Annotated in this window: 4 protein-coding genes; 1 reads left to right on the top strand and 3 read right to left on the bottom strand. The window is 75.4% G+C overall.

The window, feature by feature from the left end; genetic code table 11:
* Positions 1 to 12 precede the first annotated feature (12 nt).
* The 3 genes from OO52_RS06540 to OO52_RS06530 form a co-directional block, all read right to left on the bottom strand.
* Entirely contained in the window at positions 13 to 4,761 is a 4,749-nt protein-coding gene (locus tag OO52_RS06540) for a type I polyketide synthase (RefSeq protein ID WP_030641888.1), read from the bottom strand.
* Positions 4,761 to 10,274: a type I polyketide synthase gene (locus OO52_RS06535; protein ID WP_030641886.1), complete on the bottom strand. Its 5,514-nt coding sequence runs from the start codon at positions 10,272 to 10,274 to the stop codon at positions 4,761 to 4,763. Before OO52_RS06535 ends, OO52_RS06540 begins: the two co-directional genes overlap by 1 nt.
* 532 nt (positions 10,275 to 10,806) lie before the next feature.
* Positions 10,807 to 11,019, bottom strand: a complete 213-nt coding sequence (locus OO52_RS06530; protein ID WP_030641885.1) for a hypothetical protein — start codon at positions 11,017 to 11,019, stop codon at positions 10,807 to 10,809.
* 441 nt (positions 11,020 to 11,460) lie between these two features.
* Between OO52_RS06530 and OO52_RS06525 the strand changes: the two genes are divergently transcribed.
* Positions 11,461 to 13,422, top strand: coding sequence for an AMP-binding protein (locus tag OO52_RS06525; protein WP_158712476.1), 1,962 nt, complete (start codon positions 11,461 to 11,463; stop codon positions 13,420 to 13,422).
* The last annotated feature ends 34 nt before the right edge of the window (positions 13,423 to 13,456 follow it).

The following is a 13,456-nucleotide window of genomic DNA, read 5'->3' as shown; positions in this document are numbered from 1 at the left end:
GGGAGGGTGGGGTCACGCCGAGCCGAGTTCGTTGTCGATGAAGGCGAAGACGTCGTCGGCGGAGGCCTCCTCCAGCCGTCCGGCGAGGGCGGCGGCGTCCTGGCCGAGGGTCTTGTTCAGGTCGCCCAGCAGCGACTGGAGGCGGGCGGTGATCCGTCCCTGCTCGATGTCCTCGGCAGTGAGGTCGCCGAGCCGGGCCGCGACCCGTTCGAGGTCGGCGAGGACGGAGTCCACGGAGGTGTCGGCGCCCGCGAGTTCGGTGCCCAGGTACTTGGCGAGGGCGGCGGGGGTGGCGTAGTCGAAGATGAGCGTCGCCGGCAGCGGCACCCCGGCGGCGCCGCTGATCCGGTTGCGCAGGTCGACGGAGGTGAGGGAGTCGAAGCCGAGGTCACGGAAGGCGGTGGTGGGCTCGACGGCGTCGGCGCCGCCGTAGCCGAGGACCGCGGCGGCCTGACCGCACACCAGCTCCTGGAGGGCGCGCTCGCGTTCGCCGCCGGTGAGGCCGGCCAGCTTCTCGGCGAAGCCGTCGACCGTGCCCGCGTCGGCGGGGCCGGCCGGGCCGCGCCGCGCCTCGGGCAGCGCGGACAGCAGGGGGCTGGGCCGGGTCGCGGTGAACGCGGGCGCGAACGCCGACCAGTCGACGTCGGCGACGGTGACGGTGGTGTCGCCGCCGTCCAGGGCGCGGCGCAGCGCGGTCAGCGCACGGCCGGGGTCCAGGAGGGACATGCCCATGGCGCGGGCGGCCGAGCGGACGGTGTCGTGCGCGGCCATGCCGTCGCCGCCCCACGGTCCCCAGGCGATCGAGGTGGCGGGCAGTCCGGCGGCGCGCCGGTGCTCGGCGAGCGCGTCGAGGAAGGCGTTGGCGGCGGCGTAGTTGGCCTGCCCCGCGCCGCCGACGGTGGCGGTCAGCGAGGAGAACAGCACGAACGCCGACAGGTCCCGGTCCGCGGTGAGTTCGTGCAGGTGGCGGGCGGCGTCGGCCTTGGGGGCGAGGACACCGGCGAACCGGTCGGGGGTGAGCGCGTCCAGGACGCCGTCGTCGAGGACGCCGGCCAGGTGGAGCACGGCGGTCAGGGGGTGCTCCGCCGGTACGGAGTCCAGCAGCGCGGTCAGCGCCTTCCGGTCGGCGACGTCGCAGGCGGCGAGGGTCACCCGGGTGCCGGCGTCGGTCAGTTCGCGGACGAGGTCGGCCGCGCCGGGCGCGTCCGTGCCGCGGCGGGAGGTCAGCAGCAGGTGGTCGGCGCCCTCGGCGGCGAGCCACCGGGCGACGGCCGCGCCGACGGCGCCGGTGGCCCCGGTGACCAGCACCGTGCCGGACGGCTTCCAGGGGGCGCCGGCGCGGACCGGGGCGTGCTCCAGCCGGCGGCCGTAGGCGCCGGACTCGCGGACGACGACCTGGTCCTCGCCGCCGGCGTCACGGAGCAGCGCGGCCAGCCGGGCCGCGGTCCGCGGGCCGATCTCGGCGGGCAGGTCGACCAGGCCGCCCCAGCGGTCGGGGTGTTCCAGCGCGGCGACCCGGCCGAGGCCCCACACCGGGGCCTGGGCGAAGCCGGTGACGGTGGCGGCCGTGCCGTGGGCGACGGCGTCGCGGGTGACGCACCACAGCGGGGCGGTGATCCCGGCATCGCCGAGGGCCTGCACGAGGGCGGCGGTCGCGGTGAGCGAGGTGGCCGGTGCCAGCAGGGACAGCACGCCGTCGACGCCGCCCCGGCCGGCGAGCAGCCCGGCCAGCTCCGCCCGGCCGGCCGTCTCCGGTGCCGTGAGGGTGTCGACGCGCAGCCCCTGATCGGCGAGCCCGGTCAGGACGGCCGTGGTCCACGGGTCGTCGGCGGCCGGGACGACGGCCAGCCAGTGGCCGCCGAGCGCGGGGGTCGCGGCGGGAGCCAACGGCTCCCAGGCGACGCGGTGACGCCAGCCGTCGGCGGCGGCGTTGGCTTGCCGCTGCTCGTGCCAGGCGGCCAGTGCCGGTACGACGGCGGCGACGGACGTCTCGTCGGCGACGCCGAGAGTGGCGGCGACGGCGGGGACGTCCTGGTCCCGGACCAGCTCCCAGAACGGGTCGGCGGCGTCCCCGCCGGCGCGGGCCGCACCGGCGCGCTCGGCCTGGAGGATGGGGGCGTCCTCCCAGTGCCGGTCGCGGCGGAACGGGTAGGTGGGCAGGTCGACCTTGCGGCCCCCGGCGAACACGGCCCTCCAGTCGGGGCCGGTGCCGGTCAGGTGCAGCCGGCACAGGGCGTCGACGAGGGCGGCGTCCTCGGCGCGGTCGCGGCGCTGGGTGGCGATGACGTGCGGTACGACGTCCTGCGCCATGGTGGAGAGCACCGCGTCGGGGCCGACCTCCAGGAAGCGGGTGGCGCCCTCGGCTGCCAGCGCGGTGACGCCGTCGTGGAAGCGGACGGCCTCGCGGACGTGTCGCACCCAGTAGTCGGGCGAGGTCAGCTCGTCGGCCGGGCGGCCGGTGACGTTGGAGACGACCGGGAGGCGGGGCTCGTGGAAGGTGAGGCCCGTCAGTACCTCGCGGAACGCGTCGAGCATGGGGTCCATGCGGTGGGAGTGGAAGGCGTGCGACACCGTCAGCCGCCTGGTCTTGTCGAAGCGGGCGGCCACGGCGGCCACGGCCTCCTCGTCACCCGAGACCACCACCGCGCGCGGGCCGTTGACGGCCGCGATGTCGACGCCGTCGGTGAGCAGCGGGGTGACCTCGGCCTCGGCGGCCAGCAGGGACACCATCGCGCCGCCGGCCGGGAGTTCCTGCATCAGCCGGCCACGGGCGGCGACCAGGGCGACCGCGTCGGTCAGGTCCAGGACGCCGGCGACGTGCGCGGCGACGACCTCGCCGATGGAGTGCCCGGCGAGCAGGTCCGGGCGGATGCCCCAGTGTTCCAGCAGCCGGTACAGGGCGGTCTCGAAGGTGAACAGGGCGGCCTGCGTGTAGACGGTCTGGTGCAGCGGGGCGGGATCGGTGTCCTGGTCGTACATCACCTCGCGCAGCGGCCGGTCCAGGTGGGTGTCGAAGGCGGCGCAGATCTCGTCGAAGGCGGCGGCGAACACCGGGAAAGCGGCGTACAGGGTGCGGCCCATGCCGGGCCGCTGGGAGCCCTGCCCGGAGAACAGCACGCCGAGCCGGCCGGGTTCGGGGGCCACGACGGCGGCCTGGCCGCCGTCGGCGACGGCGCGCAGACCGGCCAGCAGCTCGTCCCGGTCGCGGCCGGTGACGGCGGCCCGGTGGGTGAACACGGTGCGCGTGGTGGCCAGCGAGTACCCGACGTCGTACGGGTCGAGGTCACCGGCGGCGGAGAGCAGCCGCTCCGCCTGCCGCTGGACGGCGTCGGCGCCCTTGCCGGACAGCACCCACGGCACGACGGGCAGCGCGGCCCGCTCCGCCGGCGCCCCGTCCGCCTCCACGGGCGGCGCCTCCTCCAGGATGGTGTGGGCGTTGGTGCCGGAGATGCCGAAGGAGGAGACACCGGCGCGGCGCGGGCGGCCGTCGGGGGTGTCCCAGGGGCGGGGTTCGGTGAGCAGGCGGACGTCGCCCGCGCTCCAGTCGACGGCGGTGGACGGCTTCTCCACGTGCAGGGTGCGGGGCAGGGTGCCGTGGCGCATCGCCATGACCATCTTGATGACGGCGCCGACACCCGCGGCGGCCTGCGGGTGACCCATGTTGGACTTGATGGAGCCGAGCCAGACCGGCCGGCCCTCCGGCCGGTCCTGCCCGTAGGCGGCGATGACGGCCTGCGCCTCGATGGGGTCGCCGAGCGTGGTGCCGGTGCCGTGCGCCTCGACCGCGTCGATGTGGTGCGGGGCGAGCTGGGCGTCGGCGAGGGCCTGCCGGATGACGCGGATCTGGGCGGGACCGCTGGGCGCGGTCAGGCCGTTGGAGGCGCCGTCCTGGTTGACGGCGGAGCCGCGGACGACGGCCAGCACCTCGTGGCCGTTGCGCAGGGCGTCCGACAGGCGCTCCACGAGCAGCATGCCGGCACCCTCGGCCCAGGCGGCGCCGGCGGCGTCGTCGGAGAAGGAGTGGCAGCGGCCGTCGGGGGACAGCGCGCGGCGCTCGCTGAACTCGATGAACATCTCGGGGCTGGCCATGACGGCGGCGCCGCCGGCCAGCGCCAGGGAGCACTCCCCCTTGCGCAGCGACTGGATCGCCGAGTGCAGCGCGACGAGGGAGGAGGAGCAGGCGGTGTCCATGGTGACCGCGGGCCCCTCCAGGCCGAGGGTGTAGGCGATGCGGCCGGAGACGATGCTGCCGGAGATGGTGCCGCCGATGTAGTCGTGGTGCATCAGGCCGACGAACACGCCGGTCGGGGTGCCCTTCACCGTGGTGGGGTCGATACCGGCCCGCTCGAAGGCCTCCCAGGTGACCTCCAGCAGCAGCCGCTGCTGCGGGTCGGTGCCGGGCGCGTCCTTGGGGCTGATGCCGAAGAAGGCGGGGTCGCACTCGGCGGCGTCGTGCAGGAACCCGCCGTGGCGGACGTAGCTCTTGCCGGGGGCGCCGGGCTCGGGGTCGTAGATCGCCTCGACGTCCCAGCCGCGGTCGGTGGGGAACTCGGTGACGACGTCGATGCCCTCGTCGACGACGCGCCACAGATCCTCGGGGGTGCGCACGCCGCCGGGGTAGCGGCAGCCCATGCCGATGATGGCGACGGGCTCGTGGTCCTGCTCCTCCAGCTCCCGTACGCGGCGGCGGCTGCGCTCCAGCTCGGTCGTGGCCCGCTTGAGGTAGTCGCGGAGCTTGCCGGCCGTGGCCGAGTCTTCCATCACAGGGCTCCCAGTTCGTTGTCGATCCTGGCGAAGAGTTCTTCGTCGCTGGCGTCGCGGACGTCGGCCGGCGACCCGGGCTCGGTGGGGTGCGCGTGGCTGTCCTGCCAGCCCCGCAGCAGCGCTTCGAGGCGCGCGGTGACGCGGGCGTGGCTGCCGTCCTGGTCGGGCAGGGCGTGCAGGGCGGCTTCGAGACGGTCCAGTTCGGCCAGCGCGGAGCGGGCCTGGTCGGCCGGTCCGGGCACGAGCGCGGTCTTGAGGTGGGCGGCGAGGGCGCGGGGCGTGGGCTGGTCGAACACCAGCGTCGCCGGGAGGGTCAGGCCGGTGGCGCCGGCGAGGAGGTTGCGCAGTTCGACGGCGGCGAGCGAGTCGAAGCCCATCTCCTGGAAGGCGCGCCCCGGGTCGACCGACTCCGGCGAGGGGTGCCCGAGGACGCCGGCGACATGGGTGCGGACCAGCTCCAGCAGGGCGCGGTCCCGGTCGGCGTCCGGCAGCGGCGCCAGCCGCTCGCGCCAGGAGCCGGCGGGGGCGCCCGCGGCGGGCTCGGCGCCGCGCCGCCGGGCCGGCCGCACCAGGCCGCGCAGCAGGGCGGGCACGCCGTCCGGCCGGGCACGCACCGCGGCGGCGTCCAGGCGTACGGGCACCACGACGGCGTCCTCACCGCCGAGGCCGGCGTCGAAGGTGCGCAGTCCCTGGGCCGGGGTGAGCGGCGGCAGGCCGAGCCGGCGCAGCCGTTCCAGGTCGGCGGCGTCGATGCCGGCGCTCATGCCGCCGGAGCCGGACCACAGGCCGTAGGCGAGGGAGACGGCGGGCAGGCCGAGCGAACGGCGGTGGGCGGCGAGGCCGTCGAGGAAGGTGTTGGCGGCGGCGTAGTTGGCCTGGCCGCCGCCGACCAGCAGGCCGGCCGTGGAGGACAGCAGGACGAAGGCCGACAGGTCGGTGTCGCGGGTCAGTTCGTGCAGGTTCCAGGCGGCGTCCACCTTGGGCCGCAGCACCCGGTCGACCTTGTCGGCGTCCAGGGTGGCCAGCACGCCGTTGTCGACGACACCGGCGGCGTGCACCACCGCCCGCACCTCGTGCGCGGCGAGCAGCGCGGCCAGGTCGGCGCGGTCGGCGGCGTCACAGCGGGCGAGGGTCACCTCGGCGCCCGATTCGGCCAGTTCGTCGCGGAGTCCGGCCGCGCCGGGGGCGTCCGCCCCGCGCCGTCCGGCCAGCAGCAGGCGCCGTACGCCGTGCTCGGTGACCAGGTGACGGGCGATCAGGGCGCCGAGGCCACCGGTGCCGCCGGTGATCAGGACGGTGCCGTCCGGGTCCCAGGCGAGCGGCTCGCCGGCCTTGGCGCGGGCCAGCCGGGGCACCCGCACCTCGCCGTCCCGCACCGCGACCTCCGGTTCACCGGCCGAGAGCGCGGCGGCGAGGGCGGGCCCCGGGGCGGCGCTGCCGTCACTGTCGACCAGCAGGAACCGGCCGGGGTTCTCGGCCTGGGCGGCGCGTACGAGTCCGTACAGCGGGGCGTGGGTGAGGTCGCCGGTCCGCAGGAGCACCGCCAGCCGGCTGCCGGCCCAGCGGTCGTCGGCCGGCCAGGCGCGGAGGGTGCCCAGGGTGGCGTTGACACGCTCGCGGATCAGGGCGGGCAGGTCCGGCACGGGGGCGGGGGCCGGCGGTACGGCCAGGAGGACCAGGTCGGGGAGGGGGTCGGCGGTGGTGAGGGAGGCCCGGCCGGGGTGGCGGGCGGCGTCCAGGGCGGTGTCGTCGCAGGTGGTGTCCCCGAGGCCGGCGGCGCCGGCACCGATGCCGGCCACCTCGGTACCGCCCGAGCCGGCGCCGCCGAAGCCGCACACGGCCAGGGCGGGGACGTCGGCGGTCGCCGGGACCGGTGCCGGGACGAGGTCGACCCGGTACAGCGGGTCGTCGCCGTCCCCGGCGAGCTGGTCGGCGGAGACGGGGCGGGCCACGAGGCTGCGCACGGTCGCGACGGGCGTTCCGGCGGCGTCGGCGAGGGTGAGGGTGACGGCCTCGGGGCCGGACGGGGCGAGGTGCAGGCGCAGGGTGTCGGTGCCCGCCGCGTGCAGGGTGACACCGCCCCAGGCGAACGGCAGCACCGCCTGGCCGCCGGGCAGGTCCAGCAGGTTGACGTGCAGCACGGCGTCGAGCAGCGCCGGGTGGACGGCGAACGCGGCGGCGGTGGCGCGGGCGCCCTCGGGCAGTGCCGCCTCGGCGAACAGCTCGTCCCCGCGGCGCCACATGGCGCGCAGGCCCTGGAAGACCTCGCCGTAGCCGTAACCGGTGCGCGCCAGGCCCGGGTAGAGGCCGTCCAGGTCGACGGGTTCGGCGTCCCGGGGCGGCCAGTCGGTGAGTTCGGCCGGGGGCGGGGGGTCGGCGGGTGCGGTGGTGAGGACGCCGGCGGCGTTGCGGGTCCACGGGGTGTCGGGGTGGTCGGCGCGGCGGGACCACACGGTCAGCTCCCGCCGCCCGTCCCGCTCGGGGCCGACGGCGGCCTGTACGGCGAGGGCGCCCTGCTCGGGCAGGATCAGCGGGGCGTGCAGGGTGAGTTCCTCGACGGTGTCGCAGCCGGTGCGCTCCGCGGCCTGGAGGGCCATCTCCACGAAGCCGGTGCCGGGCAGCAGCACGGTTCCGTGGACGGCGTGGTCGGCCAGCCAGGGGTGGGAGGCGAGGGAGAGCCGGCCGGTGAGGACCGCTCCCCCGGTGTCGGGCAGGTCGGTCGCGGCGGTCAGCAGCGGGTGCCCGGTGGCGCTCTGCCCGAGGCCGTCGGCGTCGCCGCTGCCGCCGGGGGCGGCCTCGAGCCAGAGGCGTTCGCGCTGGAAGGCGTAGGTGGGCAGCTCGGTGCGGCGGGCGCCGTGCGGGGCGAAGAACGCCGCCCAGTCCACGGTGGTGCCGGCCGCGTGCAGCCGGGCCATGGCCGTGACCAGGTCGCGTTCCTCGTCGCCGTCGCGGCGCAGCCCGGCGACGGTCACGCTGTCCTCGGGCAGGCAGTCCGCGGCCAGGGCGGTGAGGGCCGCGTCGGGGCCGACTTCGAGGAACGCCCGCACGCCCAGCTCGTGCAGGGTGGTCAGGGCGGGGGCGAAGCGGACGGTCCGACGGACGTGGTCCACCCAGTAATCCGGGGTGGTCAGCCGGCCCGGTTCGGCGAGGGCGCCGGTGAGCGTGGAGACGACCGGGATGCGCGGTTCCGAGTAGGAGCATGTGGCGGCGGCCTCGGCGAAGTCGGCGAGCATCGGCTCCATCAGCGGTGAGTGGAACGCGTGCGACACCGTCAGCCGCTTGCTCTTCCCGAAGCGGGCGGCGAGGGCGTCGACGGCCTCCTCGGTGCCCGAGACGACGACGGAGCGGGGGCCGTTGACGGCGGCGAGGCCGACCCGGTCGTCCAGGTGGGGGGCGACCTCGTCCTCACCGGCGCGCAGCGCGGCCATGGCGCCGCCCGCGGGCAGGGCGGCCATCAGGGTGCCCCGCGCGAGCACGAGCCGGACGGCATCGGGCAGGGGCAGCACCCCGGCGACATGGGCGGCGGCGAGTTCGCCGACGGAGTGCCCGGCCACGAGGTCCGGGGTCACGCCCCAGGACTCCAGCAGGCGGTACAGGGCCACTTCGGTGGCGAACAGGGCGGTCTGCGCGTAGTCGGTCCGGGTCAGCAACTCGGCGTCGGTGTCGATCACTTCGGCGAGCGGCCGGTCCAGGCCCGGGTCGGCGAGCGCGCACACCGCGTCGAAGGCCTCGGCGTACACCGGGAAGGCCCGGCGCAGGGCCCCGCCCATGCCGGGCCGCTGCGCCCCCTGACCGGTGAACAGGAACGCCGTCTTGCCGCCGACGGGGGTGAGCGGGGTCGCGGCGGCGAGCCCGGCGAGCAGTTCGCCGGTGTCCCGGCCGACCGCGACGGCGCGGTGCTCGAAGTGGGCGCGGGTGGTGGCCAGGGACAGCCCGAGGTCGGCCGGGCGTACGCCGGGGTGCGCGTCGACGTGGTCCCGCAGGCGCGCGATCTGGTCGGTGAGGGCCTGCCGGGTGCGGCCGGTGAGGATCCAGGGAATCCAACCCCCCTCCCGCGCCGCCGACTTGACCCCGCGCTCGGCAAGAGCCGCATCTCCCGAAGTCTGCTCGCTGGACGCCGCATCGGCGGGTGCCTGCTCCAGCACGACGTGCGCGTTGGTGCCGCTGATGCCGAAGGAGGAGACGGCGGCGCGGCGGGGGCGTCCGGTGGCGGGCCACGGGCGCCGCTCCAGGGCCAGTTCGACGGCGCCGGCGCTCCAGTCCACCTGGTCCGTGGGGGCGTCGACGTGGAGGGTGGGCGGCACCTCGCCGTGCCGCATGGCCAGCACCATCTTGATGACGCCCGCGACACCGGCGGCGGCCTGGGTGTGCCCGAGGTTGGACTTGACCGAGCCGAGCAGCAGCGGCCGGTCGGCGGGGTGTTCGCGGCCGTACGTCGCGAGCAGCGCCTGCGCCTCGATGGGGTCGCCGAGGGAGGTGCCGGTGCCGTGCGCCTCGACCACGTCGACGTCGGCGGCGGTGAGCCCGGCACCGGCCAGCGCCTGCCGGATGACCCGCTGCTGGGACGGGCCGTTGGGCGCGGTCAGCCGGCTGCTGGCGCCGTCGGAGTTGACCGCGCTGCCCCGGATCACGGCGAGCACCGGGTGCCCGTTGCGCTGGGCGTCGGCGAGCCGTTCCAGCAGCAGCATGCCGGCGCCCTCGCCCCAGCCGGTGCCGTCGGCCGCCGCCGCGAACGCCTTGCAGCGGCCGTCCGGCGCGAGTCCGCGCTGCCGGCTGAAGTCGACGAAGGTCTCCGGCGTGGACATCACGGTGACGCCGCCGGCCAGGGCGAGCGAGCACTCCCCCGACCGCAGCGCCCGCACCGCCCAGTGCAGGGCGACCAGGGAGGAGGAGCAGGCGGTGTCGACGGTGACCACCGGGCCTTCGAGACCGAAGGTGTAGGCGACGCGCCCGGAGGCGATGCTGGCGGCGCTTCCGTTGGCGAGGTAACCGTCGAGGTCGTCGGGGACGGAGGTGAGGCGGGTGGCGTAGTCGTTGTACATCACGCCGGCGAACACGCCGGTTCGGCTGCCGCGCAGGGAGGCCGGGACGATGCCGGCCCGCTCGAAGGCCTCGTAGGAGGTCTCCAGCAGCAGCCGCTGCTGCGGGTCCATGGCGAGGGCTTCGCGCGGGCTGATGCCGAAGAAGTCGTGGTCGAAGTCGGCGGCGTCGTACAGGAATCCGCCGGTGCGGGCGTAGGTCCTGCCGGGCCGCGCCGGGTCGGGGTCGTACAGGGCGTCCACGTCCCAGCCGCGGTCGGCGGGGAAGTCCGACACCGCGTCGGTGCCCGTAGCGACCAGCTCCCACAGCTCCTCGGGGGTGGTGACGCCGCCCGGGTAGCGGCAGCCGATGCCGACGACGGCGATGGGGCCGTGTGCGCGTTGCTCGTTCTCGCGCAGCCGTCGCCGCGCCTCCCGCAGGTCCGCGGTCGTCCGCCTGAGATAGTCGAGCAGTTGCTCTTCGTTGTTCACCAGCGCGCCATCCGATCGAGATCGAAGTGAGGGCCTCGGCCGTGCGGATCGCCTCCGGACGGTTTCCGGTCCGCTTCCCCTCCGCTGTCGGAGGCTAGGCAGGCGCCGATGACGCAGGACACCCCTACGGCCCCCAGGGACCCCCACGGTGGTTAAGGGGTCCCACGGGGCCGCTGGGCACGGCGAACGGCGGGTCTCTTCCTCGGATCTCCTACGGCGGGACTGCCCCGGTGCGGTGTTCGGCGCAGGGCGGTGAACGTGATGGCGGCGGCCGCGCACGAACGTGCCCCCCACGCCCGTCCCGAACCCGTTCACGCAGCGGAGCGGGAAGGCCGGCGCCAGTCGGAACGATGAACGGCGGGTCTGCGGGCGATGCCCGAGCGGACGTCGTCGAACTGCTCGGCGGGGTCGTGGTGGTGGTCGCCGTGTTCCTCGTCAACCGTGCCCGGGCCGACCCTCACCGGGCCCGGCCGCGCGGTCTTGCGCCGACGGGACGCTCACCGGCACCGTTGCCCGGTCGGGGGTTCGCGGCTCACCCGGGGACGGTCGTACGGAAGCGGGCCCGGTGGACCGTCGGTGAGACGCCCAGGGTGTTCTGGAAGGCCCGCATGGCCTCCGCCGAGCCGAAGCCGGCGCGTGCCGCGACGGTGTCGACGGGCTCGCCGCTCGCCTCCAGGAGCGGACAGCTGTCCAGACACGGCCGGTCCCCCCGGTCCCGCCCAGCACACCGACCGGCCGGGGCCAACGCTCTCCTGTCATGTTTCAGACAAGGTGTCCCGGCCCCCCTCGGAGGCGCGGACCGCACCGGAGGCGCACCCGTGCGGGTGGCGGAGCGGGGGTGGAGCGGCGGCGGAGGCTCCCCCGGCCCGCGCGCCGATCGCCGTCGCTGCCTGCGGGAACGGCACTCCGCCCGCCCCTTCCGCCCGTCCGGGCCCCGGCGCCGTACGCCGCCCCGCCGCGCGCGGCGAAACATCGTCGCAATGGTTCCTCAAGATCTGTCCGCCGGCTCCGGTGGCAGAATTTCGGCGACCAATGTTCGCGGCTCCCACCACCGGATTGACGTGGCCTGGACCTGGTTTTAGTCTTGCCCCTCGTGCGACCAGCAGGTAGCTGAAGGAACGGTCCTATCGCGCCCGGAGGAGCGGTCAGTATGCCCGCAATATCGTCGCCGTCACCCCCTACTCTCGTGCATATACTTCGGGACAGAGCAGCAGAAAATCCCGACGCCACCGCATACGTATTTCTCGCCGACGGCGAGGACGACGAACGCGGGATCAGCTACCGACGGCTGTACGCGTCGGCCGCCGAGGTGGCCGACGCGCTGGGCGCACGGCACGAGCGGGGCGAGCGGGCGCTGCTCCTGTTCGCTCCGGGCCTCGACTACATCACCGCGTTCTTCGGATGTCTGCTCGCGGGCGTCGTGCCCGTGCCGGCCTATCCGCCGCAGGACGCGCGCGGCCTCGGCCGACTGGACGCCATCATCGCCGACGCGGGCGCGAGCATCGCCCTGACCACGAAGGATCTGCTGCCCATCGCCCGCTCCGCCCTGGACGCCCCGCTGGAGTGGCTCGCCACCGACGCCCTGGACACCGGCGCCCCGGAGGCGGCCGGGCGGCTCGCGGCCGGCGCCCGCCCCGTCGTCGCGACCTCCGAAGACCTCGCCTTCCTGCAGTACACCTCCGGCTCGACCCGGCTTCCGCGTGGCGTCATGCTGACGCACGCGAATCTCATCCACAATCTTGAGGCCATCCACCGGGCCTTTGCCGGGTCCGCGCACGACGTCATGGTGAGCTGGCTTCCCCCGTATCACGACATGGGACTCATCGGGGCCATCCTGGAGCCTTTGTACGGGGGATTCCCAGGCATTCTGATGGCGCCTCTGCATTTCCTTCAGAAGCCCTTTCGGTGGCTGAAAGCGATCTCCGTGCACCGCGGCACGATCAGTCCGTCCCCGAATTTCGGATACGAACTGTGTCTGCGGAAGATCGACGACGAACAGCGGGCGTCCCTCGATCTCACTTCCTGGCGCGCGGCCGTCAACGGTGCCGAACCCGTGCGCGCGGAGACGGTCGAGCGGTTCACCGAACGGTTCGCCCCGGCCGGCTTCGCCCCCGCAACGTTCCGTCCCAGCTACGGCCTGGCGGAGGCCACCCTGCTGGTGACCGCCGACCCGGTCGGCGAGAGCGTGCGCCGCTTCCCGGTCGAGGGGGTGTCCCGGATCGCCTGCGGCACCGCCCGTGGTGATCAGTCCGTCGTCGTGGTGGACACCGCCACGCTCGCCCCGGCCGAGGCGGGACGGGTCGGCGAGATCTGGGTGTCGGGACCGAGCGTCTCGGCGGGCTACTGGGGCCGCCCCACCGAGAGCGCGGCCCTGTTCGGCGCCACCCTGCCGGACGGCCGTGGCCCCTATCTGCGCACCGGCGATCTCGGGGCCCTGGACGAGGAGGGCGCGCTCGCCGTCACGGGCCGGCTGAAGGACCTGCTCATCCTGCGGGGCCGCAATGTGTACCCGCACGACGTCGAGGGCGCCGCCGAGCGGAGCCATCCCGCCCTGCGCCCCGGCTGCGGCGCGGCGTTCACGGTCCCGGTGGACGGCGAGGAGCAGCTCGTCCTGGTGTGCGAGGTCGCGGACGGCGCGGACACGGAGGCCGTCGCGCTCGCCGCCCGCCGCGCGGTGCGCGAGGAGTGCGAGGCCGACGTCCGCGAACTGGTGCTCATCCCGCCCCGCACCATCCCCAAGACCTCCAGCGGCAAGATCCAGCGCCGTGCGACGCGGGAGGCGTATCTGTCCGGTGCCCTGTCGCGGGTCGGCGGCTGGCGGCCGGAGGGTACGGCGGCGGCACCCGGCCGGCAGGCCGCCGTTCCGCCGCGGACGCCACTGGAGGCACTGATCGCGGGCATCTGGGCGGAGTTGCTCGGACAGGACGAGGTCGGGGTCCACGACGACTTCTTCGCCTCGGGGGCGCAGTCCCTCCTGCTGTCCCAACTCGCCGTCCGCATCGAGGCGGAACTGCCGGTGCGGGTCACGGCCGGCGACCTCTTCCAGGCCTCGACCGTCGCGAAGCTGGCCGCGCTGCTGGAGAGCAGACCGCTCACCGTGGACGAAGAACAGGTCGCCGGTCTGATCGCCCGGAGCGACAACGGCTGAACAGCGCGAGCACCGAACTCCTAAACCGAAGGTC

Source organism: Streptomyces flaveolus (genome assembly GCF_000716535.1).
Classification (GTDB): Bacteria; Actinomycetota; Actinomycetes; order Streptomycetales; family Streptomycetaceae; genus Streptomyces; species Streptomyces flaveolus_A.
The sequence above is the reverse complement of the archived record's forward strand: the minus strand, read 5'-3'. Positions and strand labels throughout refer to the sequence as shown.

Excerpts from the sequence above, each read along its gene's own strand:
- OO52_RS06540 (WP_030641888.1), bottom strand. The coding sequence starts at position 4,761 with ATGGAAGACTCGGCCACGGCCGGCAAGCTCCGCGACTACCTCAAGCGG.